The 25,163-nt window shown below is 39.1% G+C and carries 24 protein-coding genes; 15 read left to right on the forward strand and 9 right to left on the reverse strand.

The genetic code is table 11. The features are described 5' to 3' along the window. The first annotated feature begins 3 nt into the window (after positions 1–3). The 6 genes from BUC20_RS03955 to BUC20_RS03980 all read left to right on the forward strand — a co-directional run bounded on the left by BUC20_RS03955 (position 4) and on the right by BUC20_RS03980 (position 7,006). The gene (locus tag BUC20_RS03955; protein ID WP_073227679.1) at positions 4–1,191 is read left to right on the forward strand and encodes a TlpA disulfide reductase family protein; all 1,188 of its coding nucleotides are present in this window, start codon (positions 4–6) and stop codon (positions 1,189–1,191) included. A gap of 133 nt (positions 1,192–1,324) precedes the next feature. Beyond that, a complete protein-coding gene (locus tag BUC20_RS03960) occupies positions 1,325–2,191 on the forward strand; it encodes a hypothetical protein (RefSeq protein ID WP_073227682.1) in 867 nt (288 codons plus the stop codon). Positions 2,192–2,606: 415 nt separating this feature from the next. After that, positions 2,607–3,038 carry a MarR family winged helix-turn-helix transcriptional regulator gene (locus BUC20_RS03965; RefSeq protein WP_073227685.1) on the forward strand — a complete coding sequence of 144 codons (432 nt, stop codon included), beginning with the start codon at positions 2,607–2,609 and terminating at the stop codon, positions 3,036–3,038. Positions 3,039–3,097: 59 nt separating this feature from the next. Next, positions 3,098–3,523, forward strand: a complete 426-nt coding sequence (locus tag BUC20_RS03970) for an organic hydroperoxide resistance protein (RefSeq protein ID WP_073227688.1) — start codon at positions 3,098–3,100, stop codon at positions 3,521–3,523. Positions 3,524–3,648: 125 nt separating this feature from the next. Further along, positions 3,649–5,391, forward strand: coding sequence for an ABC transporter ATP-binding protein (locus BUC20_RS03975; protein WP_073227691.1), 1,743 nt, complete (start codon positions 3,649–3,651; stop codon positions 5,389–5,391). A 19-nt stretch (positions 5,392–5,410) separates the two neighbouring features. After that, positions 5,411–7,006 carry a Na+/H+ antiporter gene (locus BUC20_RS03980; protein WP_073227693.1) on the forward strand — a complete coding sequence of 532 codons (1,596 nt, stop codon included), beginning with the start codon at positions 5,411–5,413 and terminating at the stop codon, positions 7,004–7,006. Between the two features lie 160 nt (positions 7,007–7,166). On the opposite strand, the gene BUC20_RS03985 is transcribed toward BUC20_RS03980, so the two are convergent. Together BUC20_RS03985 and BUC20_RS03990 are read right to left on the reverse strand one after the other, a co-directional pair. Further along, positions 7,167–8,483, reverse strand: coding sequence for a hypothetical protein (locus BUC20_RS03985; protein WP_073229445.1), 1,317 nt, complete (start codon positions 8,481–8,483; stop codon positions 7,167–7,169). 298 nt (positions 8,484–8,781) lie between these two features. After that, entirely contained in the window at positions 8,782–9,894 is a 1,113-nt protein-coding gene (locus BUC20_RS03990) for an acyltransferase family protein (RefSeq protein WP_073227696.1), read from the reverse strand. 324 nt (positions 9,895–10,218) lie between these two features. On the opposite strand from BUC20_RS03990, the gene BUC20_RS03995 reads away from it, so the two are divergent. Genes BUC20_RS03995 through BUC20_RS04005 form a run of 3 tightly spaced genes read left to right on the forward strand, consistent with a single transcriptional unit; the run spans position 10,219 to position 14,181 of the window. Continuing rightward, a complete protein-coding gene (locus tag BUC20_RS03995; RefSeq protein WP_073227699.1) occupies positions 10,219–11,892 on the forward strand; it encodes a sensor histidine kinase in 1,674 nt (557 codons plus the stop codon). Then, positions 11,889–12,647, forward strand: coding sequence for a LytR/AlgR family response regulator transcription factor (locus BUC20_RS04000; RefSeq protein WP_073227702.1), 759 nt, complete (start codon positions 11,889–11,891; stop codon positions 12,645–12,647). Before BUC20_RS03995 ends, BUC20_RS04000 begins: the two co-directional genes overlap by 4 nt. Positions 12,648–12,657: 10 nt before the next feature. Beyond that, positions 12,658–14,181 carry a TlpA family protein disulfide reductase gene (locus BUC20_RS04005; RefSeq protein ID WP_073227705.1) on the forward strand — a complete coding sequence of 508 codons (1,524 nt, stop codon included), beginning with the start codon at positions 12,658–12,660 and terminating at the stop codon, positions 14,179–14,181. Between the two features lie 183 nt (positions 14,182–14,364). Here the strand turns inward: BUC20_RS04005 and BUC20_RS04010 are convergent, their stop codons facing one another. From BUC20_RS04010 to BUC20_RS04020, 3 genes are all read right to left on the reverse strand, one after another. After that, positions 14,365–15,489 carry a S41 family peptidase gene (locus BUC20_RS04010; RefSeq protein ID WP_159441047.1) on the reverse strand — a complete coding sequence of 375 codons (1,125 nt, stop codon included), beginning with the start codon at positions 15,487–15,489 and terminating at the stop codon, positions 14,365–14,367. Between the two features lie 117 nt (positions 15,490–15,606). After that, on the reverse strand, positions 15,607–15,936 hold the full coding sequence (locus BUC20_RS04015; protein WP_073227710.1) for a hypothetical protein: 330 nt from the start codon (positions 15,934–15,936) through the stop codon (positions 15,607–15,609). Positions 15,937–15,946: 10 nt separating this feature from the next. Next, on the reverse strand, positions 15,947–17,179 hold the full coding sequence (locus BUC20_RS04020) for an alpha/beta hydrolase-fold protein (RefSeq protein ID WP_073229448.1): 1,233 nt from the start codon (positions 17,177–17,179) through the stop codon (positions 15,947–15,949). Between the two features lie 234 nt (positions 17,180–17,413). On the opposite strand from BUC20_RS04020, the gene BUC20_RS04025 reads away from it, so the two are divergent. The 5 genes from BUC20_RS04025 (at position 17,414) to BUC20_RS04045 (ending at position 21,107) form a co-directional block, all read left to right on the forward strand. Beyond that, positions 17,414–18,193: a hypothetical protein gene (locus tag BUC20_RS04025; protein ID WP_073227713.1), complete on the forward strand. Its 780-nt coding sequence runs from the start codon at positions 17,414–17,416 to the stop codon at positions 18,191–18,193. Between the two features lie 150 nt (positions 18,194–18,343). Continuing rightward, on the forward strand, positions 18,344–19,171 hold the full coding sequence (locus BUC20_RS04030; protein WP_073227716.1) for a hypothetical protein: 828 nt from the start codon (positions 18,344–18,346) through the stop codon (positions 19,169–19,171). Positions 19,172–19,188: 17 nt separating this feature from the next. After that, positions 19,189–19,905: a hypothetical protein gene (locus BUC20_RS04035; protein ID WP_143166687.1), complete on the forward strand. Its 717-nt coding sequence runs from the start codon at positions 19,189–19,191 to the stop codon at positions 19,903–19,905. 36 nt (positions 19,906–19,941) lie between these two features. After that, the gene (locus BUC20_RS04040; RefSeq protein ID WP_073227722.1) at positions 19,942–20,544 is read left to right on the forward strand and encodes an SMI1/KNR4 family protein; all 603 of its coding nucleotides are present in this window, start codon (positions 19,942–19,944) and stop codon (positions 20,542–20,544) included. A gap of 20 nt (positions 20,545–20,564) precedes the next feature. Then, positions 20,565–21,107 carry a T6SS immunity protein Tdi1 domain-containing protein gene (locus BUC20_RS04045; RefSeq protein WP_073227725.1) on the forward strand — a complete coding sequence of 181 codons (543 nt, stop codon included), beginning with the start codon at positions 20,565–20,567 and terminating at the stop codon, positions 21,105–21,107. A 98-nt stretch (positions 21,108–21,205) separates the two neighbouring features. Here BUC20_RS04045 and BUC20_RS04050 read toward each other — a convergent pair whose 3' ends face one another. From BUC20_RS04050 to BUC20_RS04060, 3 genes are all read right to left on the reverse strand, one after another. Further along, entirely contained in the window at positions 21,206–22,288 is a 1,083-nt protein-coding gene (locus BUC20_RS04050) for an alpha/beta hydrolase (protein ID WP_234994437.1), read from the reverse strand. 47 nt (positions 22,289–22,335) lie between these two features. Then, positions 22,336–22,839, reverse strand: a complete 504-nt coding sequence (locus tag BUC20_RS04055; protein ID WP_073227728.1) for a hypothetical protein — start codon at positions 22,837–22,839, stop codon at positions 22,336–22,338. 116 nt (positions 22,840–22,955) lie between these two features. Beyond that, positions 22,956–23,720 (reverse strand): energy transducer TonB, encoded by a 765-nt coding sequence (locus tag BUC20_RS04060; RefSeq protein WP_073227730.1) that lies wholly within the window; start codon positions 23,718–23,720, stop codon positions 22,956–22,958. A gap of 172 nt (positions 23,721–23,892) precedes the next feature. Between BUC20_RS04060 and BUC20_RS04065 the strand changes: the two genes are divergently transcribed. Beyond that, the gene (locus tag BUC20_RS04065; protein ID WP_073227733.1) at positions 23,893–24,435 is read left to right on the forward strand and encodes a hypothetical protein; all 543 of its coding nucleotides are present in this window, start codon (positions 23,893–23,895) and stop codon (positions 24,433–24,435) included. A 37-nt stretch (positions 24,436–24,472) separates the two neighbouring features. Here the strand turns inward: BUC20_RS04065 and BUC20_RS04070 are convergent, their stop codons facing one another. Next, entirely contained in the window at positions 24,473–25,132 is a 660-nt protein-coding gene (locus BUC20_RS04070; RefSeq protein WP_073227736.1) for a hypothetical protein, read from the reverse strand. Between the last annotated feature and the right edge of the window lie 31 nt (positions 25,133–25,163).

Below are 25,163 nucleotides of genomic sequence, written 5' to 3' on the forward strand. Positions count from 1 at the left end.
CCTATGAAAAACAATCTTCTGATTGCTTTTGTGCTTGTTCCTTTATTGGGACAGGCACAAACAGGCAATCCATTTACATTAACCGGTAAGGTTACAGATTACAAGGCTGCCACAGATGGCACAATTTACCTGAAGTACAAACAGAATGACATTGAGGTCAATGACAGTACTAAACTCATTAACGGCACTTATACGTTCAAAGGCTTGATCTCTTACCCTGTCGAAGCAACACTTAAATTGAAAGTTGCCGACAGTACAGAGAAATTCCACGCCCGTACCCGCATTCTCCGGGATTATGCCCATGAGTTCTATCTGGACAAAGGCAATCTTACTGCAAATTCAAATGAAAAGCTAAACAAAACTATTGTAAAAGGCTCAAAATCTGATGATGATCAACAGGAACTCCAGGCAAAACTGGCACCATACTATGCCGCGGGAAGCAAACTTTATCAGGAAGAAGGTGCTAAATTAAGCAAGAGCAAAGACAGTCTGGCCATGGCCAGTTACCTGAAAAAAAGCTATAAAAACATGCATCAGATTGATTCAGTGAAAAAAGACTATCTTTTTAACCATGCACAATCGGGGATCATCCTGGACCTGTTACAGGAATATACCAGAAGTAAGCTGGATCCTTCGGAAATAGAACCGTTATTTGAAAAAATTCAACCAGGATTAAAAGCCTCAACTGCTGGTCAGGCCTATGGAAAGCGCATTCAACAGGCAAAAGTAAGCGCCAATGGCAGCCCCGCTCCCGATTTCGTGTTGAAAGACAAAAACGGAAAAGAGATCAGCTTATCTTCCTTAAAAGGAAAACTGGTTCTCCTCGATTTTTGGGGAAGCTGGTGTAATCCATGCAGGAAAACACATCCTCATTTGAGAAAACTCTATGCAGAATACAAATCCAGAGGTTTTGAAATTTTTGGAGTTTCCAATGAGCTGGGTAAACCTGAAGAGAATTATAAGAAATGGACTGCTGCTTTGGAGGAAGACAAAATGGAATGGATCAATGTGCTCAATGAAAAAGATAAAAGTAAAAAAGAAGAAGGTGTACTTGATAAATACAGTGTTAAGGCCTTCCCTACCAAAGTATTGATCGATAAAAATGGAGTCATTATTCAACGTTTCGTTGGAAACAGTATGGAAAATGAAAAAGAGTTGGATGAGATTCTGCATTCCAGGTTAAACCCTTAATAAAAGATTGCGACTAAGTCTTGAAAAGATTGTCATAGATGAGTACACGCAATTACTAATGAAACCATCATAAGCATACTGCTTACAAAAAGCAATGGTATGCTTATGATGGTTCATAACCTCTGAAAGCAAGATGAACCAACAACTGGCAAAATTTTATTATTTATTCCTTGTATTTCTAGTCAGCATAGAATGTTTTGGGCAAATTAATCCCACCAATCCGGTACGCAACATTCAGAATGCCGGATCAGCACTGAAATTAAAAGGGAAGGCTTTGCAGGTCAATATATTCATTTCAGCCAAAGAAGGCCCCGCATGGACCAGGAAAGCCAAGGATATGGTACTTAAAGTCATACCAGAATCCGATGCCTGGCTTAAAAGGGAATTGAAAAAATACCAACATACCATGAAGATCAGCCACAAAACTTTTGGATATGATCAGGATATCAGATTGAAATCCGATGCAGATCCGGATGCCGGCAATGTTAAATGGCCGACAGAAATCCTGAAACGAATGGGATATGCATCTCCAATGGATTTCTATCGTCAATTGAAAAAAGACATTGATTTTGATCAGATGTACATTGTATTTTTTATAAACACCGAAGGGCAATCTTATTCAAATCCATGTGATATTCATCATGAAAAAGACCAGGAGGCTTTTGTAGAATCCGTTGCGGTATTTAAAAAATACGAAGGGAAGGCCATTACGGATAAAAGCGAAAGATATGTGATTCCCCACGAAATCTTACACCTGTTCGGAGCCCTTGATTTATATGATGGTGAACACCAGACTCACAAAACAGAAAAATTTGCCATAAGAAAGCTCCGCAATTCGATTATGCTTGGCTCTGTTCGTTTTCAGAATCAGAACCAGAAACAGTGGGAACTTCCAAAGTATGAAATAGATGAATTTAATGCTTACATGATGGGTTTGCACAATAATTATCAGAAATGGTATGATCAGCTGTCTAAAAAATTTGCGAAATTTTACGAATAACGAGCCTTCGGCGTTTAGAAAACGTGATCAAACTTCGTACCGATCCAAGTCCCCAATTTGACCTCAAATCTTGAGGTTGATCCCTCTTGGCTGACTAAGCAAATACCTTTATTTTTTTCTTATAAAATGCATCAAAAGACCTGATGTAAACACTGCTAAAATAATACAAAACCAGGCAAATGACTACTCTCGTATGATTAGTAATTTCGAAAAGACTGTGCTGACTTAAAAGTAACAAGTAAATCACGATACTAAGAAAACAGCCATTCATCTTTTGCTGCATCCTCTCTTTTCCTTAAGCGCCCCTATTCTCATAAAAAAGTCAGAATATTAATATCACTTGGAATTACATTGTGCACAACCTAATTTTACACAATTAAATAGATAGACAGACAAAAATGATAAACAGATCCCAATGGAAAGTTTAAAACTCGAAAACCAATTGTGTTTTCCCATATACGCACTATCAAGGCAGATCACTGCGATATACAGACCTCATCTTGAGTTAATTGAGCTCACCTACCCTCAGTATTTAGTCATGTTGGTACTTTGGCAAAAGGAAACAGTAACTGTAAAAGAACTGGGTAAACTTTTATGGCTGGATAGCGGCACCCTCACTCCTTTATTGAAGCGGATGGAAGAGAACAAACTCCTGAGCAGAAACAGATCTGAAACCGACGAGAGAGTCGTCAACATCCTGATCTCCGGTAAAGGAAAAGCCTTAAAAGAACAAGCCCTTGCCATTCCGGATGCCATCAAAAATGCATTAGCCACAGATGAAGACCAGCTTTTTTCCCTGCGTGATCAGCTCAAACAAATCTTATCTCTTACAACGGAAAATAAATAGACACCCCATTATTAGAAAATAAACAGAACCCTATCATTAATCCTAAAAAACAAATAAAAATGAAAGTATTGTATACAGCCGCAGCTACGGCAACAGGCGGAAGAAACGGACAAGTTAAAAGCTCAGATGGCGTATTAGACCTGGAAGTACGCATGCCAAAAGCATTAGGCGGTGCACATGACGGTTACACCAACCCGGAGCAATTGTTTGCTGCCGGTTATTCCGCTTGTTTTGACAGTGCCCTGAACCTGGTGATCAAAACCGGAAAAACTACAACAGGTACTACTACAGTAACTGCAGAAGTGAGCATCGGTCAGAACGATACCGGTGGATTTGGACTGGCTGTTAAAATGGCGGTAAACATCCCTGGTGTAGATCAGCAGCAAGCTGAAGAACTCGTTGCCAAAGCGCACCAGATCTGTCCTTATTCTAATGCAACAAGAGGAAATATGGAAGTGATCCTTAGCGTAACCAACAACGGTTAAGCGCTTCAGATAACGATTAAGCACTTTAGAAATAAGCAAAGGCCTGAGTTCAGTTCCAATGAACTCAGGCCTTTGCTTATTGACACAATAATTCGTATTTTCAGCTACACCATCCTCCCTTCATTATGCCGATCCTCTGGAAATATTTTAAAGTACAAAAATGGTGGGTGGTCCTCGCCCTCTTCCTTGCAGCCGTTGCTCAACTATTGAGCCTCACAGACCCGATCATCTTCGGGAAGATCATTGATGAGTATGCCACAAATCCAGGAAATAAAAGCCAGGAGGAACTCGTTAACGGGGTGCTGTACTGGCTAAGCATTGCCATCGCGATTGCCATTGCTGCCCGGATTGCCAAAGCTTTTCAGGAATATTATACCCGGCTGGCGGTTCAGCAGTTTGGAATGCAGATTTTCAACGATGGCTTAAAACAAACCTTACGCCTCTCCTTTCAGGAATTTGAGGAAAGCCATAGCGGAGAAACCTTGTCCATCTTACAAAAGGTAAAAACCGATACCGAACGTTTCATCAATTCTTTCATTAACATTCTCTTTTCCTCGATTGTTGGGATGGGCTTCCTGATCTGGTATTCCATTACTAAAAACTGGATGCTTGTGCCAGTATTCATTATTGGAATCCTCGTTCTTGGATCCCTTACCGGACTATTGAGTAAGAAAATCAAAACCGTGCAAAGGTCCATCAACAGGGAAACCAACAAAATGGCTGGTATCATCACAGAATCGCTGCGCAATATTGAACTCGTCAAAAGCCTTGGCCTCACCTTTCCCGAGATCCGCAGGTTAAAGATCCAGACACAAAACATCTATGATCTGGAAATGATGAAGACCAAACGTGTCCGCACCCTTTCTTTTCTGCAGGGAACCACGCTCAACCTGCTCAAACAATCCATCCTGTTCATCCTGCTCTGGCTCATCTTCCGCAATAAGCTCAGCACCGGAGAACTGATCACCATGCAGTTCATTTCTACTTCCATTTTCGGCCCTTTACAGGACCTTGGGAACATCATCCTGAGTTACCGTGAGGTAGAAGCCTCAGTTCATAATTTCGATCAACTGATGCAAAAACCTATAGAAAGAAAACCAGATTCCCCTAAAAAGACAGGTCCTTTAATCAACTTATCATTTGATCAGGTCGTTTTCCGGCATAAAACCGCACAGACCAACGCCATAGACAACATCTCTTTTCATGTCAACAGCGGCGAAACCATTGCCTTTGTTGGTCCTTCAGGATCTGGCAAATCAACTCTGGTTAAGCTATTGGTAGGCTTATACCGCCCGGTTTCGGGAGATATCCTGTTCAACGAGTTCAATGCAAAAGAGATCAGTTATAACGAACTCCGCCGTCAGATTGGCTTTGTTACCCAGGACACGCAATTGTTTGCCGGCACCATTAAAGAGAACCTTTTATTTGTCAAAGGAACAGCCACAGACGAAGAACTACTCAGCGCCCTGGATAAAGCTTCCTGTACCAAACTGCTGGAAAAATCCGAAAAAGGCATCAATACCCTGCTCGGCGAAGGCGGATTGAAATTATCCGGAGGAGAAAAACAACGCATTTCCATTGCCCGTGCTTTACTGAGAAATCCAAGACTGCTGATTTTTGATGAGGCGACCTCTGCACTGGACTCCCTCACCGAAGAAGAAATCACCAGCACCATCCGCGACCTTTCCATGAGCAAAGACCGCATTACCATCGTCATTGCCCACCGCCTGTCCACCATTATGCATGCCGATGTGATCTATGTACTGGAAAAAGGAAAAATCTCTGAGGCCGGTTCTCATCAGGAACTACTGGAACAAAAAGGCTTATACTATGCCATGTGGCGGCAACAAGTTGGAGAACGAAAGTGATTTTTCCTATTTTTGCAAAATGATACATGCTAACCTCCTCCTTATCCTCGCTTTATTCTTTGCGATGGCCCTCCTCTACCTGTTGAGCCAGCGCTGGAAAATCTCCTATCCTATTTTTCTCGTCATCGGCGGACTCGGAATCAGTTTCATTCCCGGTATCCCACCAATAAATATCAACCCAGACATTGTATTTCTTATTTTTCTCCCTCCTTTGCTGTTTGAAGCTGCATGGTATACTTCCTGGAACGAATTCTGGAAATGGAAAAGATCTATACTCCTGCTCGGTTTCGGCCTGGTCCTGATCACCTCCCTGGCCATCGCTTATTTTTCGGTGAGCATTATTCCGGGATTTACCCTCGCTCTGGGCTTCTTACTAGGCGGGATCATCTCCCCGCCTGATGCAGTAGCAGCAACTTCTGTTTTAAAGGGAGTAGATATGCCAAAACGCGGTTTAACTATGCTGGAAGGAGAAAGTCTGGTTAATGATGCTGCCTCTTTAACTGTATTCAGGTTCGCCCTGGCCTGTATCCTTACCGGGCAATTTGTCTTTCAGAAAGCAGCAACAGACTTTATTATCCTTTCTGTAATGGGCGTAATTGTAGGCCTTGTGATTGCACACATCCTTTACTTTGTGTTGCGCTATTGGGCAAAATCATCCAGTATCACCACTCCCATTACCCTGATTGCCCCATACCTGATGTATATCGTAGCAGAGCAATTTCACTGGTCGGGTGTATTGGCCGTAGTAAGTGGAGGACTTTTTCTTTCTTTCCGTTCCAACGATTTCCTGAACTACCATACCCGCCTGCAAACCAAAGAAGTCTGGGCAACTGTGGGCTTTTTGCTCAACGGATTTGTGTTTATCCTCATTGGTCTGGAACTACCGGTTATTGTAGAAGGTCTGGAAGGTTATTCCATAGACGAGGCCATTAACTATGCTTTAATCATCAGTGCAATTGTGATCGTGGCCAGGATCATCCTGGTTTACCTCGTCACTTTTATCCCCAGACTGAGCCCAAAAATCAGGAAGCGCGAAAAAAGCCCTGGTTTCAAACTGCCTTTTATCATCGGATGGGCAGGAATGCGTGGTGTGGTCTCACTGGCTTCGGCTTTAGCCATTCCCCTTACCTTATCCAATGGCGAGGCCTTTCCTCACCGCAACCTGATCTTGTTCATCACTTTTATCGTGATCCTTGTAACCCTGGTGTTTCAGGGTTTAACACTCCCTATTTTCCTGAAGCTGTTAAAGGTGGAAGAAATAGACTACCATGTTCCCTTCGATCAGCAAAAAGAAGCCATTCACCTCCTGTTGGCTAAAGAAGCTGTCTTATTTCTGGACAACAAATACAGTAAAGAAATGGCTGATTTTGAAACGATCCGCAGGATCAAGGAACAAATGGAACGCAGCATCAGGGCTACAGAACAAACTGTTGCCGAGCAAAAACAACAGGTCGCTTCCGTACGTAAGCTGTACAAAAAGATTATGCTGGACCTGACTGCCTTCAGAAGGACAGAATTACATAAGCTGAGGGCCACTAAAATCTATGATGATGAGGTGCTTCGGGATATGGAAAACAACCTCGATCTGGAAGAAGCACGCTTTTACAAGCATTAAATAGATCATCTTTAAACAACATCGCTGTTCCTGGATTTATCCCGGGAACAGCAATTATTAATTTATTAAACGAGGTGTCTATTTCATTTAAACGAGCCTTATTTCATTTAAACGGCAGCCCTGCTTAATGATATAAATACATCAAGATATCTAGATCGCCCTACTTTAAAAAATCTGATACTTTGTCCAAAATCTTGCCTCCCTTATCTTTCAGGGATTTTCCCTGTTCTGTAATCGTCTCCGTACTCGTCATTTTCTGCATTTCTGCACTGATGTGCTTAAATTGTGCGATAGTAGTCAGAATTTCTTCGGCATGGCTCACCTTATTGTCCCTCAACACTTTTTCCCAATCTACTTTCGCCAAAGTGGCCATCATGTATTTAGAAGCGATCTTCGCCACAAAATACTTATCATATACCCCATTCAGTTTCGCATCAGGATCACGCTCCTGGAGATAATCGATGGACTTCTGAATGGATTCTTTTTCAGCACTGCTCATCAAAGGACTTGCTTTGAGCTTCGTCAGGGAAGCAATGGCTTCTTTATTTTTACCTCTTTTGATGTATACAAAACTCTCTACGCTCCAGACCGTTTCGTTCTGAATTCCCAGCTCATGGGCATCGGCCAGAAAAGCTTCAAAATCATCCAGTGCACGCTCCTGATCGATATCTCTTTTCATCATCGTGCGGTCGAATCCTCTGAAAAGATGGTTTAAACCATGAAAAGCAACCCTGCTTTGCTCATTGCTGAATTTACTCCAGTTGAAGAGTGCTCTGGTATATGGCAAGTCTACTTCTTTGTTTTTCTCTAACCATTTGATATTGCTGCTGATCTCATCTTCTGATAAATAAAAGAACTTATTGGAGAAGAACAGAAAACCACGTACAAACTGAAGCAGGGTTTTCATTTCACTATCCGGTAATTGATCAGGTTGTGTTTTACTGCATTCGTATAAAGATACTTCTGTTCCCAGGTCTCTGGTGGCTAAAACGAGAATACTCAAAATCGCATGCTCCATGTTCTGCAGGTAAAGCTTATCCTCATTCGAACGCTTTGGCGCATTATTGATAAAGTTTTTCTTTTCGGCAGGGCTTCCGTAGGTCAGGGTCAGTCCATCCATCAGTGGCGGAAAGATATCCTCATCAGTCTCTATCACAAAGTTTTTAATGTTGCGGTAATCCCGGTACATGAGGATCATATCCGTAACGGGGATGTCTTTTTGTCCCGGCGACATTTTAGAAAGGGTCTGAGACACTGAATTCAGTTCCTTTATGTGTTTCTGGTATTCCGGCATCGTGGTGTCACGCACAGCTGATGCACGGAGGCCGATTTTTCCAAACTTCCATACCACGATCTTATCGGAAGTCAGACTTTTAACCAGTGCAATCTTATCTTTTTCGAGCAATACTTTATCGGTCTGTTCACTTGAGCAACCTAATCCTAAAGCGATCAGTGACAAGGCAATATATTTTTTCATAGCTGTAGAGCGTTTTTCCATATTAAATGTGAAGCTATCAAAAAAAGGAGAAACTGAAAAAGAACAACAAACAAAAGACATTTCTTAATCCATAAACGTGGCATAATCACTGATAAACGTCTGGATCAATCAACCTTTTATCTCTTTATTAAATCATCAGGTTATAAAAGCTTAGCTTTTCAACGTAATTATTCTTAGATGCCTTTTCATATTGCGCCAAAATTATGTTACAATTTATACATACCATCTGAATTATACAATCTGGTTAGAACTGGAGGCAATATTTCTCTCCTCAATCTTATCCCAGTTTCTTTCTCAGCCATTTGCGAACCGGCTCATCATACCATTTCAAACTCGCATATGCCAAAATAATACTCCCTGTCAGGATCAATAATGCGTAAGGCCAGGCCTGCACGATGGTTACACCTTTATGGTTGCTGATCCAGGCCACATAGAAATATACCAGCGGATAATGCACCAGGTAAAGCGGATAAGATATGTCACCTAAGAACTGGCATATCCTACGTTCAGTCTGGGTATGTACCAAACCGCTGGCACCCAGATAAACAATAAGCGGAAAAACAATGATGATACATACCGATTCATAGAGCCCATTCATCCAAAGATGCTCAGCCCCACCTATCCGCGGCATATATAGAACGAGAGCAATCATGAGGCTACACCATAAGAAGGCATGTTTAATGCGGATGGGTTTAGCAATCCGTGAAAGCAGCAAGCCTGCAAAAAAGGGAAACATCGTCCGGGTAATACCCACACGCAGCTGTTCCAGATTTAGTGTCCAGCCGCCACTCACATCTCCTGCGGGGCTGGTAATGGCCAAATGAGCAAGTGCTATGGCTGCAATCAACACCAAAATACCCAATGCCGTTTTTGATAACTTCCTGATGCCGATGGCGTACAGAATATTGGCAATGTATTCAAAGAACAATGACCAGCCTACGCTGTTGAGTGGGTGCATTTCCTGCCAGCCGCGTATATCCATTGATAAGGGAACCGGCAGAACAGTGTAACCAATGAGCATCACCAGCAGCATTTTCCACAGCGGAATGGTATGAATGAGCGGCCAGATCGTTGAATCTGTAAAATAGAACCCGATGGCCCCCAGCGTCATTCCTAACACCAGCATCGGTTGAAGCCGCTCCATACGGCGCTTAAAGAAAGTACCAATGGACATTTTATGCCAGCGGTCGTCATAAGCATAACCGATCACAAAGCCCGACAATAGAAAGAAAAAGTCAACCGCCAGATAACCATGGTTGACCAGGATATCCAGGTGCCCGGTTCCTAAAGGTTCGGTCAGGTGAAAGGTTACAACGATAATGGCTGCGACACCACGCAATCCATCCAATATTGGGTAATGCGGCTTTGCGGAAAGGTTACTATGATTCATTGGTCTTTGGATATGGAGCGCCGGGTTTTCGTTCGATTGCCGTTTATTAGCTGCTATTAACGGACCTGTAAATTAAAATAAATAACTTCTCTGAAATCGATAAATGGTATCAAAATCCAGACAAATAGTCTCAATTTCACTTATAACTAAGGCATCTCCTACCATATTCAAAATAGAAACTGCCAAATTCAAATCCCCGTATACAATCAATGATTGAAAGCCTTTACTTTGAACTTATAAACTCTAAACATCCAGATGCGTAGCACGACCATATTTATATTTCTCTGTTTTTGCCAAACCCTTTGCTCAGCACAAAAGCTGGAGATGAACCTGGATAGTATTCACCCTGTCATTAAGTTTGATCAGCATGGCGATTCCATCCGCAAATACTTCTCAAATACATTCTACAGCCATAATTCCAGATTTTTAGAACAGAACAATTTATTGATATCAGCCTTTTATTCTAACAAACTGGCGGTAAATTACAACCATGTGCTGGAAAAAATACCACAATTAAAAACCTACTCCAATAAAAGATCAGAGGTATATGCTCAGGCCGCTGACAGCTACGCCGGTGTATATGCTGTGCCCATATTTGATTCAACCGGGATTGTGGTAACCGTAAATGGCATCAATGCTCAAAATGCCCATCGTTATCAGTTTCGGGTACTGGAGAACAATGAAAAGGTGGTGTTACCCTGGACCACACCAAAAGTATTTGCCAAAGCTTACTGGATGACCAAAATTGCTGACTCCACTAAAATAGATGATTTTACAGCGTACCTTGGGCAGTTTAAAGGCGCATATGGTAAAGCCTTAACTTTCGAGGTACGGCAAACAGACCAGCCCGACCGCATCAAAACTTCCCTATCCGCCTACTGGGTAAAATGGCAGCCCAGGGTGGTTGGTGTGTTCACCTTTTCCCAGCTCCCAGAATTTTTAAACATTTTTAAAGAGCAATGGAAAGACGAACGTAAAAATGGAAAATCTGTGGACTGGAGTAAGGACTCAACGTTCCTGAAATTGAAAAAGGAATTTCGTTACAATGAAAACAACCTGATCTTCTATTTAGATGACATCATCAAGTCCAAAAACATCATTGAGTACAACCTGGTGAAAGGAACTGACAGCACAGGCTGGGCGGTAAATGACTTTGATTTCAATCTGGTCTGGCTAAAGAATCTTTCCCCTGGTAAATATGAACTATTGATCCGTTACAGTGTACAGCGAATGCACATCTGCAAATACACCTTTACCATCCACCCTGCCTGGTACCAGACGGTATGGGCAAAAACAGGTCTCGTTCTACTTTGTCTGCTGGCTATTGGCTTCATTATACTCTTACGGAGGTCCGCAAAACAAGCCGAAAAGCTGAAAGCACAGGATACCTTAAAGCAACTGGTACAAACCGAACTCAAGTCCATCCGTTCGCAATTCAATCCGCATTTTGTCTTCAACGCATTGAGCTCTATACAAGGTCTGATCACCAAAAACGATTCGGAAAATGCGTCCAGGTACCTGATCGAATTCAGTAACCTGATGCGGGAGTCCCTAAAAGCCACCAATAACGAATTTGTAAGTATTTCCAGTGAGGTCAGGATACTGGAGAATTATTTAAACCTGGAAAGGCTGCGCTTCGGATTTAGTTATGAGATCGCATGCAGCAGCCAGATAGACGCCAATGCGATAGAAATCCCGAGTCTTTTTTTGCAACCCCTGGTAGAGAATGCAGTGAAACATGGGATATCTTCACTGCAGGAACAGGGAAAGCTTAAGGTATCGTTTGATAAAGTAAACAATGATATGTCTGTTCAGGTCAGGGATAATGGACGCGGATTCGATCAAAACAATCAATTTAAGGGATTTGGACTACAGCTTACTAAAGAAAGGATCAAGCTTTTGAACCAGACACTTCATGAGCAGCAGATTGAATTCTCTGTAAACCGGATACAAAACGAAACACAAGTTACCATCTACTTCAAAAACTGGTTAATATGATAAGAGCTGTAATAATAGACGACGAGAAGAACAACATTGAAAACATGGTAAGCTTACTCATGAAACATGAACTGCCAGTTACCATTGTAGGTTCTGCCACCAATGCTGATGATGCCATCTCAACCATTGTAGCCACCAATCCGGATTTACTGTTCCTGGATATACAAATGCCCGACAAGGACGGATTCGATGTGCTCAAAGCATTGCCACACTACCAGTTCGAAGTGATATTTGTTACTGCTTTCGACCAGTATGGCATTCAGGCAGTGAAATTTTCCGCTATTGATTATTTGCTTAAACCGGTCAATCCAGAAGAGTTAAAAACATCAATTCTGAAGGTTGAAGCAAAGCTAAACCAGCGCAAACAAAATATTCAGCTGGAAAACCTGATGGACCTGATCAGGAATAAGGATGCAAAAAAGGACCACAAACTCGCTCTTGCCTCCACCAAAGAAATCAGGTTTGTAAATACCGATGAAATCATTCGCTGTGAATCCTCCAATGCCTACACCCAATTCTATCTTACAGATGGTAAAAACATCATGGTATCAAAGCCCATTTTTGAATACGAAGAAATGCTAACCAATTACGACTTTATCCGCTGTCACCAATCTCATTTGGTGAACGCTAAATTCATAAAAAGCTTAGTCAGGGAAGATAGTGGGTACCTGCTGCTCACAGACGGTACACGTATTCCTATTTCAAGAGGTAAAAAAGAGAATGTACTAAAAGCATTAAACACCATAAAAAAATAAACCAAATCATATGAAACGGATCTTATATTTCTTATTGTTATTCAGTGGTAGCCTGGCGCAGGCACAAAGTGTTTCTCTACTTCAGTTAGAGGACAAAAACATGAGTAGCTACCTCAGCAACCGCAAACCAGCAAGACTGAGCATTCAGGTAAAAAACCTTCCGGACAGCATTAAAAAAGTCAACATCAAATTAACGCTTGTAAATCTGGGTGTAGGCTTTCAGATTGATAAATTTGCAGAAACAGATGCCACAGGCCGTTCAGAAATTGTCTTTGATCAGAATTTTCCCTGCCAGCAAATATGGCTAAGCGTAGGTCCTTATCTTTATGCCGGAGTGTATGTTAATACAGGGCTTACCATAGTTCTGGACGCCAAAAAGCTAGAAAAGAAACCAGCATATATGATCGCAGATGGAGTGGAATATCTGGGTGATGACGGAAAGCTGAATACCGTAATGAATAAAAACGTAGTCTTTAAACAGAACGAAAAAGAAGCCTTGAATAAAATCCTTGGGAATTTAAGAACGCTGAAAGAAAAAACCTCAGAAGAATCCTTCCTGTCTAAAGTTGATTCGGTTAAAAGTGCATTATTAAAGATAGATGAAGCGTTTATCTCTGATCATCCCGACTATAGCTGGGCTGTTAAAGACGAGACTTTATCAGGCTTTTACGGAAATCTGTGCGTAACTTATTGGGGTGGTGTAATGCCTGCCAGGCTCTTTAATGAGGTCATCAACCATAAGCCTTATTTTGTGAGCAATGAGGGCTCTACTTTTTACAGGTATCTGCAAAGCTATTCCGAGGATGGAAAACTAACAAAAGGAAAAGGACTGGCAGGCGCACTTGCATTGATCGATAGCTTGTACCCGGCACAAAAATCAGACGTATTAAAACTATTTCTTTTAGATACCTATAAAGATCTTTACTCAACTTCCTATCCAACGATTATCAATAGCATCAAAACTCCTTGGTGCAAAAAGATCGCAACAAACGAACTGACCAAAGCAAACCTCAATCAAAAAAAGGTCGATAGCTTATTCGCCGTGTCAAAAAAACTGGAGAAAGCTGACATTGGCAGTCCATTAGTACGGTTGCCTTTTGAGGCCGACCTTTACGAGGTGGATGAACAAACAAAAGCTGAGGACCTGTTACTTAATCTGAAGTCAAAATTCTCAAAAAAGGCGATGATCATCGACATCTGGGCTACCTGGTGTGCCCCCTGTATCGCAGATCTCCCTTCGAGCAAAAGCTTACACAAGGAAAACAAGGACCTTCCTGTAGCATACATCTATCTGTGTACCAATAGCGGCTCTAACATTGACTTATGGAAAAAGAAAGTCGCAGAGATGCAGATTCCCGGTACCCATATCTTCATCAATGAAAAAGTATTGTCCCGGTTAAGAATTCTCCTTAATGCAGAAGGTGGATTTCCAACTTATGTAGCTATCGATATCAATGGCAAAGCCAACTCAAAAGCCATCACACACATGGGATCTTTGAACAGGGAAAGTCTAAAAAAAGTTGTAGGACTTTAATTTCATTGTTAAACAGAGATTCAGGTATACCTGTTCAATTTTCCGAAACCGTTCATCTTTTGGTATCCCTGTAAAAGTAAAAACCCTGTCAATCTTACGATTGCAGGGTTTTCGCATTGAGGTTATTCTCTGTCCACTCTGTAATTCAGTCCAGTTACGCAGTTTACTCAAAGAATATCCTTTCTAGTTCTTATACACTTGCATAAATGCTTCGTCTTTTCCTTCCACATAGTTTTTGATCGAATACTGCACATCGATATCAGGTTTTAAAGGCCCTTTCTTTCCTTTCCAGCTCTCCCAATATTTGGTAGAATAGGCTATAACTATTTTAGACTTAGGCAAACTAAAACCCCTTACTTCACCATAATGGTTGATATTGCCACTGGTAGGCTCACCAATGAAGATGGCATTTGAGTTTCTTTTCAGTTCGACTGCATTCATGACTGCTGATGAGAACGTTCTTTTGCCAATCAGAACAAAGAATTTTCCTTTCCTGTTTAAATAACTTGCAGAAATCTTTCGAATAAAAGGATCCAAAATGGCCGAATTTCCTCCACTGTTGTAGCGTAGGTCGAGTATGATTTTTTCCGGTTTTTGTTTGTCGATGAAAGGAAAAAGTTCTTCGCTGAATTTTGCAAAGGGATATTGTTGGTGCTCCCTGCATTCGCTATAGTTGAAATAAAGGATTTTTTTATCCTCATTATAGTCGAGCCAATAATTGCTTTTCTTTTTGTGCGAGAGCAGGCTTCCCCCCGATCGCGCCAGGTTCAGCTTGCCGACATGTTTACCAGCCACTGGTTTAAGGGTAATCTTTTGTATCTGACCATGGATATCGCTCAATGTAAATGAAGCAGTCGAATCGCTGCTAATCAGCTCCAGACCATTTAACAATACTGGATTGTTAAGATGTTGCAAAAGGCGATCATCGAAATACGCAGGATTTCCATCCTGAATGATCTCCTTAAAACGAGCGAAGACTTCGCTCACCGGATGTCCGTTTATGCTTTCCAATTTACTGTTCAATACCGAAGCATTTGCAGAATCGATGCCTACAATGAATATACCTTCCTTAAAAAGTCCGAATTGGATGGGCAAAATTTTGGTAAAATCTACTTCTACAAAAGTGTGCTCATCTCCAATGGATTTTGTCAGCCTGAAGAGTTCCACAATAAAGCGATTCAGGTCAAATCCGTTCGACCTCATCGATACCTGATCTACCTTATTTTCAAATTGACTACGATCTATTTTGGCAAAAAGATTGGCATGTTTATCAGGTAAAGTTTTTTTTAGAAATTCTAAATCTTCCATAAAATCAGCTTTTGATAAAGTTTGTGAAAAGCAGGCACCGTTGATTAGTGCGAATAGAACAGTGATAATCACTTTTTTCATATTGGGTCAATAACTGATTACGAATTTAATTTTCATTTATTCAGGCTCTCGCCTTCTTTTTGTACTACTTAAAAAATCATAGACTATGTTATATAGATCCTGGTTACATCTTAACGCAAAGATCTCCTTATTATCGCTTATTTTAGAAACAATGAACCGACTGTTTTCATATATAAACAACACTTTCGCAATATCTACCGCTCCCTTACCAATTGTATTCCATCCGCAAGAAAATTGAAAAATAACACGTTCCCGAGAAATTTTTATAAAGCCACATTTTTTAGATTTAAAGTGGACAGTTAAAATACAAGAATCTTGATTTTCTTCACAAGAAGCAATAACGGGTTTAGAAAAAATGGAAACCATAGACACCTTTTTACTCCCCCGACAACAACTTATTTAATTTTTTCCGGGACTCCGGGTTTTCTTTTATGGTCAAAGACTTTTTGAGATATTCAATCGCTTTTGATTTATCGCCGGTTGCCAGGAAATACTCGCCATAAGAATCGTAGACATTATAACTGTCCGGATAATTGTCAACATTTATTTTAAATAACCCTCCGGCTTTGGCATATTGCTTTTGCCGCAAAAAATCATACCCAAGGCCGTTTATCATATTTTCAGGTGGGGGAAACTTATAGCCAAACAGCTTTGAAACTTCCTGGTAATGTTTTTCGAGTTTATTTACTACGTCTACCTTCGGATCTGTAAAGTCTTTAGGGGAAAGTTTAAAACGGTACTTGTTAAAGATGAAACGAAGCGCATCATATTCTGTAATTAAGGGTACAGATCCGTGGTCATCATCACTATAATATTTACTTTCATACCTTAAGCCATTTTGCTTTTGCTCTTTAATATATTGATCCAAATTAAGAATTGAACGGATATGCCTGCTACCTTTAGTTGTGTCGCTCCGGACGTTAGTCATATCCATGCCCTCTCTCAAGGTATTTGCAATTCCTAAATATAAAGTAGTGCCTGAAAATTTCTTTTCTCTCAGAACGTTCTTGGTTTTATTTAACAAATTCATTTCATCCCACCACATGCTTGGGTCTATACAAATGTAAGCGTTGAACAATTTTGTATGATTTATTGCAACGTTCATCACTGTCAGGCCTCCAAATGAATGTCCTGTTAATATTTTGTAAGGTTGTGTTGGGTATAAGGAATCAATACGTGGCATCAACTCCTTTTCAAGAAATGAAACAAATCGTTCGCCACCCCCTGTTGTTTTCAACATTAAACTGTCGGTATAAGGTGGAGGAGCATCTACATGTGTTGGTGTCAGGTCTCTGATCCTGTCCGTATTTGGAATGCCAACTACAATCATTTCGGGGCAAATGGTATTACCGATTCCCCGACTGAGGTACTGAATTATACTTACTACTGAATAAAAGTGGGAATCACCATCCAATAAATATAATACTGGGTATCGTTGTTTAGAATCAGCGTTCCAGCTACGTGGTACATGTATCCAGATTTTTCTTTGTTCATTCAGAATTTTCGACTGGATGCTGTCAATCGTTCCTATAGTCAGTTTATTGTCCTTTTGAGCCAGGGCACACAGTGAAAAAAACGCTGCAAGAACGGAAAGAATTAATTTCTTCATTATAGAAGCCGGGTTTACTATCTTCGGTTCAAGATAGTGATTTTCCATTAAAAAAATAATAACATCAGTGAAAGAATATTAAACTGTTAACACAATGATAATTTTGCCGTATGAATTAATGAAGTATTTTTACCGGGAGAAGCGATGTCACAGGGAACACCTCCCGGAAGGCTTGCGAGATGAAAACTATCATTAAACAATTTGGTAAAGGCTTTCTAAATATTGGCGTCGAAAATGAAAATACTATTTGTCTTATTAACTCTGTTGTTATTGTTTAATGGTAATTCTGTATCTGCAAAAAGAGGTATTAGTTTTAAACCTGCGGAGAAAACCAGCTCTATTAGTCACAAAAGTGACACGTTAGTTGGGGTACACGACATACCAAAGGAGTTAACATCTCCAAATTATGCAGAAAGAGAATACTTTCTTATTAACCAAAATGACACTTCAAGTTTTTCTTGCTTCCTCTATGAAGATGTGATTAGCAAGCATCTTTCCCTACAATTCGAATATTCGCCATATAGTAAAACGCCTACCTCATATTCACCAGCCGATACCAATGTAGTTTCTGAACAAAAAAACATACAAAAGGCTTATAAAGAAACGTCTTACGAAGAGCAGCTTCAAGAACTGAGGTTTATCTTGAAATTCATTTCGAAAGACTACGATATAAGCAGGATAAAGAAGATTAAAATGTCGATACGGTCATTTAAGGAACTCTCACTGGGTATCACCAGAAAATATATTGATCAGTTTGGTAAAAAATTCAATTATAAAAGTAACGAAAGGATCAAAAAGTTGATTGAAGAATCAGAGTTTACTGCAGACATAACCAAAATTTTAGCCCCCTATTCCATCATTATCGATGAAGTGTCTGTTCTTGAATTTGTTTATTATTCGCCGCAAAACGATATGGTTGAAGGAAGTGTAGAAAGGCGGTTACCTGCAAAAAAACAAAAACGGATTATAGATGGTATGCTCCTCCTCAACTTAAGGGCCAAGGCAATAAATTAAGATTTGAGGTCTTCTTATGTGATTGTTTAAAAATTTCAGAATTAAAATCTAAATTGCCTGCGAAGATAATCAGGAACCAATATCTCTAAGTCAGGGGTAGCATGATCAATACCGCATAAAACCTACCATTAGTACAATAAAAAGATAGGAATGATAACAAGAAACTTTGAAAATTGGACCATCGAACTCGAAGCAGTCTGGAATTTAAAAACAGGAGAAGATTGTGAAAAATTTGCAGACTTAATGTATTCATTAGATGGCAACGAAGGGCCCAGTTATTTAAACAAACTAATTGAGAGCGTAAAACTAAAAGAAGACTTCGGAGTATATGAAAGTCTGTATAATGCAATTTGGGCATTTCCCCCAACATTAGTAGCACAAACCCTTGCAAAAAGACTGCCCGAATTCCAAAAAAGGATGGGTAAATACGACCAGGTATTTAGGTTTTATATTCCTGTTTCTAATAACGATGAACTGTTAAATGCTTTTCTTGAAGAGGCAAAACAATGGACAGCAGCCGAAAGAAGAACTTCAATCTCTGCTTTAAAAAACTGGAGTATTGAAGACGAAGAATGGGAAAAAGTATTAGAGAAATTAGGAAAGCCAGCTGCCAAAATTAATGAAGAACCAATTCCTGAACATTGGGATGAACGTTGGAAAATCAGACTCGAAGAAGCACGAAAAAAAGAAGGGGAATATTCTATCAGCAGCTTATTTTGGAAGAAAGGTAAAAAAGAATGGCTTGAAGATCTGGATTTTCTGCTTGAAGTTTTAGCCTTAAATCAAGGTAAAAACTGGAGACAAGTGGATACCATGACAAACGCACTTTGGTTTTTCGCCCACAAAATAGCTTATCCAACATTTGTTGAAAAACTAAGGCTGTTGCCCAATGAAAAACAGGTGAAAATTCTTGACAACATAAAACGAGTGAACAAACGTAAATTCAAACAGCTAAACGAAGAGATAAACGGCGGGTAACATAGAATGCTGTTATTTTGATCACCACTATGGGACAACGAATAAGCTTCTTCAAAAACAACTTTAACAAAGGACTTAAAGACCTGATCTTCGAGAACTTTTCTGCTTTTAGACAATGGCATTTAGATAGTGCCAAATCGTCAATGGAAGATCTTAATGAACCATATGGAAATGAAATTCTGGAAAACTATCTGCATCAGGAAAACAACCTAAAAAAAGACTTCCATAAGTTAGACAAACGACTGATCGACGAATTAACGGCTAAATTTGTAGCCGACTACTGCGACACGACTGACGGCGAAGGAAAGATTTTAGAATTTTTAGAACCGAGTGTTAATAAATGGAGATATGAAGCAAGTACCGAAATGGTCATGCAAACAGGCGACAAAGATTTTGTGCAATTTTGGAATTTTCTAATCAGAGGTCGTTCTTTAAAAGACAACGCTGACTTTGACAGTTACAGCAATGACTTTAAAATTGGATTTTTAACTTTTGACGAGCACCAGCTTTTAAAAGCAAAAATCGAACTATATTTTGGTAATCCTGAACAATTAAAACATAATTTTTGGACAGAGGAAGAGAAATTAAAGGAACAAAATGCGATTAAGGATTCCAAAAATGGAACTTACTCATTATCCGGACACAACCCAAAAAGTTCAGGACTTGAAAATGTTTTACAGGTTCTAAATCAAATGACGCATGAAAAAAATGAATTGATTACGTCGATAGAATAAAACAACTGACACCGCTTATTAAAAAAGAACATAGAAATGAACATCGCTGAAAAATACATACCAGGACTAAAAACGGCTTATTTTGACAACAATGCGGGCGAAGTTTGGGGACATTTTGAGAAAATCAAATACGGTGCGACCAAAGAAGATATTCAAAAGCTTAAAGATGTATATCCGGATGTTCCTGATGCATTGATTGGTCTGCTTGAATACGTGGATGGAACCTACTGGAGAGCGTATGCTGGTGAAGAAATCGCTTTTTATTTTCTTGGTTCAGATCTTGATGAATATCCATATTATTTGCTGTCGTCGAAAGAAATTTTAGAAAATCAAAATCAAGCCTTCGAATACTATTCGGATCATATTGAAAGAGAATACGATGAAGTTGAAATAGACGAAAAAATCACCAATAAGGCCGACACACTGAAATGGCTCCATTTTTCTGATTGTATGAACAACGGCGGAACTTCGCAATTATTTATAGATTTTAGCCCATCAGAAAAAGGAAAAAAAGGTCAGGTGGTAAGGTACTTACACGACCCGGATGAATTTATTGTAATCGCAGATACCTTTGACGATTATTTAGAAAAGTTAATCGATAAAGGATTTGACTTTATTAATGAAGATAGATTAGATTAGAATACAAATGATTAATTACTATGAATAAGTCTGTCGATTTTCATTTTGCGCACAAACCGGAAAGCGATCTAATTGCAAAATACCAATCGCTGCTTCCGGAAAATCTGATAAATCTATGGCAAGAGAATGGATTTGGCGCTACCGCTGAGGGGTACCTTAAAATTGTTAACCCCGATGATTTTGGAGATTTACTGAAGGAAGTTTATAGTCCTGTTTATAAAAACCCTATTGTAATGTTTGCGACGGGAATGGCTGATTTAATAATTTGGGAGAACAATTACACTGTTCTTCTCAATTGCAGACACGGTCTTTCCAAAGTACTTGAATCGGGGTTGAAATATTTTCTGGAAGATATCTATGACAAAGAGTACGTTGATGAAGAACTAAAAGGAGGAAATTATTTTAAAGCGAAAAAGCAACTTGGCGAAATTGGCTACGATGAATGCTATGGTTATGTACCATTACTGGGTTTAGGTGGTGCTGAAAAAGTCGAACATCTTCAAAAGGTGAAAATCAAAGAACACCTCTCCTTAATTGCCCAGACACTTGGTAAGATTGAATAAAATCAGTGCTCCCCTACTAAATCAAGCCATCGAAAAATTTCTAAAGGTGGGTCAAACGCTATGTATACCGCCAACCTGGGAAGGTGTACACCGCAAAACTACCCACATTTTTCAATTTTTTCACGCAACCTTTTCAGTACCTCGCTCATTTCAGATTTTGACAACTTTTCATCTTTAGATGTATTTTGTAATGCTTCCTGGTAAAGTAGTTTTGCTTCTGAAACACGATTTAAATGGAATAATGCATCTCCTTTTATTTCAATATGTCCCCAAAACTCAGGAAAGAACTTTAGATTATCTTCTTGTTCTTCTAAAATATTGGTCCACTCCCATTGATCATAAATAAAGCTGAGCCCTAGTCCAAAACCTACTGTTGGAGTAGCATTATGGCTAAAGCCTTTCAATTCATTAAAACCAAAAACAATGTTCTTTTGATTTTCTAATATATTTTGCGCTTTAAGTACGCCGTTTCTTAAAGAAATTTCATCCCATCTTTTGTCACCAATGGCTAAGTAGAAATTACCACGAATAAGATTTGCCTTTTCAAGTAATAAGTCGATCACATCATTTTTATTAGGCCAGTATGCCGGACTAATTGCTATACAAGAATTATATAGATCATTATCCTTCAGAAACGCATACGTTGCAAAATACCCACCAAAGGAATGGCCAGCTATCGTTATTTGATTTGCATTGTTATACTTGTCCTTAAGTAAAGGAATCAGTTCTTCCTTAAGAAACTTTAAAAGTTTATCCTTCTCTAAAAGTTCCGTATTCCTGTTTTTATGAATTATTCCAATCAAATAGCTCTGTGGTATTTCTTTGTTAGCGATTAAATTGTTGGCTGATTGCAAGAATAACCCATTGATATTTTGGTCATTTGCATCCATATATACAATATAGTTGCTTTGTTTGTCATCTATCTTTGCATTAGAGGGTTTTGTTATAATTACTTTCCTTTCAGCATTGAATACTTTAGAATGGATAGCTATTGTATCTGAGAGACTCAACTGCGAATAAATTTGGGAAAAACAAAAATTACAAACGAAGAGTTGAATGAATAGAAAAACATTCCTTTTTGAAACAATTTTTACCATATCAGTTTTAAATAATTTTTTAGTATTTCTAAGTAAGTCCCCAAAAGTGTAACGTAATGCATAACAATTTTTTCTATGTGTCAAAGCTGAGCAGAATAACAAAATAAATTACCTTTTATTGAATTCGTGGTTTATTTCCTAAGCTGAGTATCATACTCAAACTGCCGCTTCAAATTGCCTTTTAAAGTTTGAATATTCCCTTGCCTATATTTTGGCTCCTCTTCCCCATCAAAGCAATTTATTATTGCATAAATGGCAGCTTTTTCAAAAGGATTAAAACGATGCGAGGTGAAGTCAAAAGTTGCATCATTAACCTCGAAAGTTAACTCAATGCTCTCTCCTCTTAATGCAGAGATATACTTTGTAAAGAATATTAAAGCATTTTCAACTTCAGACTTATAACTTTCATGGTATTTGATTATTTCAGTATCAGGTGCATTCCAGATAACCTTACTATATTCATATTTTTCACTTACTGCCTTGTATATCTTTAGTTCTAAATAAGCGCAACTGTGGTGTGTACTAAAAAATCCTTTTCCAGTTTTAGCCCCCAAATCCCAATTTAGTATCGGTTGATTAACTTTATTTAATAAACTAGCGGTAAATACGCCAACGTTCAAATTATTTTCTTTCATTTAAAACATCATTTTTGGATACTAACAGCCTTCTTTAAAAGACTATTTGTGCTTAACATCTTAGTAAACAGTTTAAGCTGGTTAATATCAGAACGGAAGTTAACGACAACATTCAGCTATTGAAGCATAAATTTAATATCTATCACATAACTTGTCCTCACTGGCTTACCAGCCACACTTCCTGGAATCCATTTTTGGCTTAATTTAAGAAGTCTTATTGCTTCTTCATCAGTACCACCCCCAACTTTTCTTACCGTTTTGATGTTAGTGATACTACCGTCAGCTTCGACCACAAACTCAAGATAAACCTTGCCCTGAACGTTCGCTTCAGCTGCTACTGCAGGATAGACCATATTGGCTTTGATAAATTCAATAAATCTATCCGGGCCTCCAGGAAATTGCGGTTGGGGATTTGTACTAAACGCTGGATAAATTTTATTCTTTTCAGGTACTGTTGCTGATTCTGCGACTTCACCTGGACCAGGAATGACAATGTCAGGAAATGGACTTCCAGTCATCTCCTCATATTCTTCTTCAAACATTTTAAGTGAGGAAGTTAAATAAATCAGCTTCTGATTTGCGCCTTTACCGAAAGATTCATAACCCGTACCCTTCAAACTGTTATATATCCGGATTCTACCTATTTTTTCGGGATCAAGGTCTTTTAATTTTGAATAAATATGCATTTGACCATCCTCAGTGACTAACGGTTCAGCATCACCTTTTTTTAACTTCAGTATGTTTCCTGAATTTTTTAAGATTGAGTCTATTGCACTCTTTGATGTATAAGTTTTTTGCGGACGTGACTTCTGCCCCATGGCTGATTGATAAAATGGTAAAACAAAAGCTAATACAACAACTATAAGTTTAAAATTATTCATAAATACCTTCTAAAGAAACATAAAGGTGTAATTATTTTCTATAAATTTTACAATGCTGACTATGATTTATTTTTTATATTGAAACCTTAAAGGTTTTCATATCTTGTTTTAAACCTTAGGTAAATGTTCACTTTAATCAGTTCTCAAAAGGCTTTAGCACATCTATAATAGCATGACAAATAATCCAATAGACACTATATCTGCAAATGAGGCAAAAAAAAACATCAGCAGTGGAATCCCCTTGAGAAATGTATTTATCACCGGAACCTTAAATATTGAGAACGGAAGCGAATGGGACAAAGAGATGATCATCGAAAATTGCATCATTGAAAATCTCGTTTGTATCAGCATACAGTTTAATAAACAGGTGACAATTAAAAATACCCATATAAAAGCGGCTTCATTTGATTTTTGCTATTTCATTGGAGGCTTGATTATTGACAGTTGCCAATTTGACGAATATTTGGATTTCAATGCTGGCGGGCACAATTCTAAAGGAAATTTCATAATAATTAATGGCAATCACTTTCGTGGCTTTGTCAATTTCTTTGATTGCTGGTTTAACGGAGAAATATCTGTGAACAACAATCTATTTGAAAGTGGCACAAATATACTGAGTAAAACGCTGTGGGTTTCCTTCGATGTTCCCATTGTAGCCCAAAATAATATTGGAGATCTAAGTATAGAAAGTGAATGCAAGTCTGAAAATATCTGAATTAAAATTTATACCCTCAATCAAATCACCCAAATACTTAAAGTTGCTCACTAATCCTCAAAATCAAACAGAGTACAAGTACCAATATTCCAATAATAAGCATTGTCATCCCTTTCTTTCTGTCTGCTTCAGCATAACAATACCTCTTCTTACCATTAGGTAACGTTTTAGTATTGGTCGAAATGAACCACCCCATTATTATTCCAAATACACCACCTAGTAGTGCAAATAAAAAACCAGCATACAACCAACCCGGATTTATCTTTTCATATTCATTCAACTCCTGAAGTCTCTTCTCTTCCATACCAGCCAGTTCAGCATCCTTCAGCACCCTGCCCCGCTCCTTTAAAATCCTTTGAGCCAATAGAAAATCGTAATCACTCCACTCATCTCTCTTTGAAATCAGCTGGATAAGCTCCTCATCACTGAAACCGAACAGGTAATGATCCGGTTCAACTTCATCTAATTGTTCTGAAGCCTCTTCAATCAGCACTTCATTCGCTCTTTGAAAATCCTCGGATTTCAGTTTTATCCTGTATTCGTGATTTACCTGGTTATTCGCAAATGATATATCAAACGGAAGAGAGGTATTTTCAATACGACAATCAACTTGATGCTTAGCCAATGTCGTTGCCATTTCCTGAGCTAACCCGTAGTCGTTAAACGTCCGGAATGTTCTGTATGTGTCGGTATTCATCTTTTAAATTAGTTCTAAGATATTAAAAAGG

Origin of the sequence: Pedobacter caeni, assembly GCF_900129215.1 — a bacterium.
GTDB classification, from domain to species: domain Bacteria; phylum Bacteroidota; class Bacteroidia; order Sphingobacteriales; family Sphingobacteriaceae; genus Pedobacter; species Pedobacter caeni.

Coding starts and splice junctions, on each gene's coding strand:
- BUC20_RS03955 (WP_073227679.1), top strand. CDS start 4: ATGAAAAACAATCTTCTGATTGCTTTTGTGCTTGTTCCTTTATTGGGA.
- BUC20_RS03960 (WP_073227682.1), top strand. CDS start 1,325: ATGAACCAACAACTGGCAAAATTTTATTATTTATTCCTTGTATTTCTA.
- BUC20_RS03965 (WP_073227685.1), top strand. CDS start 2,607: ATGGAAAGTTTAAAACTCGAAAACCAATTGTGTTTTCCCATATACGCA.
- BUC20_RS03970 (WP_073227688.1), top strand. CDS start 3,098: ATGAAAGTATTGTATACAGCCGCAGCTACGGCAACAGGCGGAAGAAAC.
- BUC20_RS03975 (WP_073227691.1), top strand. CDS start 3,649: ATGCCGATCCTCTGGAAATATTTTAAAGTACAAAAATGGTGGGTGGTC.
- BUC20_RS03980 (WP_073227693.1), top strand. CDS start 5,411: ATGATACATGCTAACCTCCTCCTTATCCTCGCTTTATTCTTTGCGATG.
- BUC20_RS03985 (WP_073229445.1), bottom strand. CDS start 8,483: ATGAAAAAATATATTGCCTTGTCACTGATCGCTTTAGGATTAGGTTGC.
- BUC20_RS03990 (WP_073227696.1), bottom strand. CDS start 9,894: ATGAATCATAGTAACCTTTCCGCAAAGCCGCATTACCCAATATTGGAT.
- BUC20_RS03995 (WP_073227699.1), top strand. CDS start 10,219: ATGAACCTGGATAGTATTCACCCTGTCATTAAGTTTGATCAGCATGGC.
- BUC20_RS04000 (WP_073227702.1), top strand. CDS start 11,889: ATGATAAGAGCTGTAATAATAGACGACGAGAAGAACAACATTGAAAAC.
- BUC20_RS04005 (WP_073227705.1), top strand. CDS start 12,658: ATGAAACGGATCTTATATTTCTTATTGTTATTCAGTGGTAGCCTGGCG.
- BUC20_RS04010 (WP_159441047.1), bottom strand. CDS start 15,489: ATGGAAGATTTAGAATTTCTAAAAAAAACTTTACCTGATAAACATGCC.
- BUC20_RS04015 (WP_073227710.1), bottom strand. CDS start 15,936: ATGGTTTCCATTTTTTCTAAACCCGTTATTGCTTCTTGTGAAGAAAAT.
- BUC20_RS04020 (WP_073229448.1), bottom strand. CDS start 17,179: ATGAAGAAATTAATTCTTTCCGTTCTTGCAGCGTTTTTTTCACTGTGT.
- BUC20_RS04025 (WP_073227713.1), top strand. CDS start 17,414: ATGAAAATACTATTTGTCTTATTAACTCTGTTGTTATTGTTTAATGGT.
- BUC20_RS04030 (WP_073227716.1), top strand. CDS start 18,344: ATGATAACAAGAAACTTTGAAAATTGGACCATCGAACTCGAAGCAGTC.
- BUC20_RS04040 (WP_073227722.1), top strand. CDS start 19,942: ATGAACATCGCTGAAAAATACATACCAGGACTAAAAACGGCTTATTTT.
- BUC20_RS04045 (WP_073227725.1), top strand. CDS start 20,565: ATGAATAAGTCTGTCGATTTTCATTTTGCGCACAAACCGGAAAGCGAT.
- BUC20_RS04055 (WP_073227728.1), bottom strand. CDS start 22,839: ATGAAAGAAAATAATTTGAACGTTGGCGTATTTACCGCTAGTTTATTA.
- BUC20_RS04060 (WP_073227730.1), bottom strand. CDS start 23,720: ATGAATAATTTTAAACTTATAGTTGTTGTATTAGCTTTTGTTTTACCA.
- BUC20_RS04065 (WP_073227733.1), top strand. CDS start 23,893: ATGACAAATAATCCAATAGACACTATATCTGCAAATGAGGCAAAAAAA.
- BUC20_RS04070 (WP_073227736.1), bottom strand. CDS start 25,132: ATGAATACCGACACATACAGAACATTCCGGACGTTTAACGACTACGGG.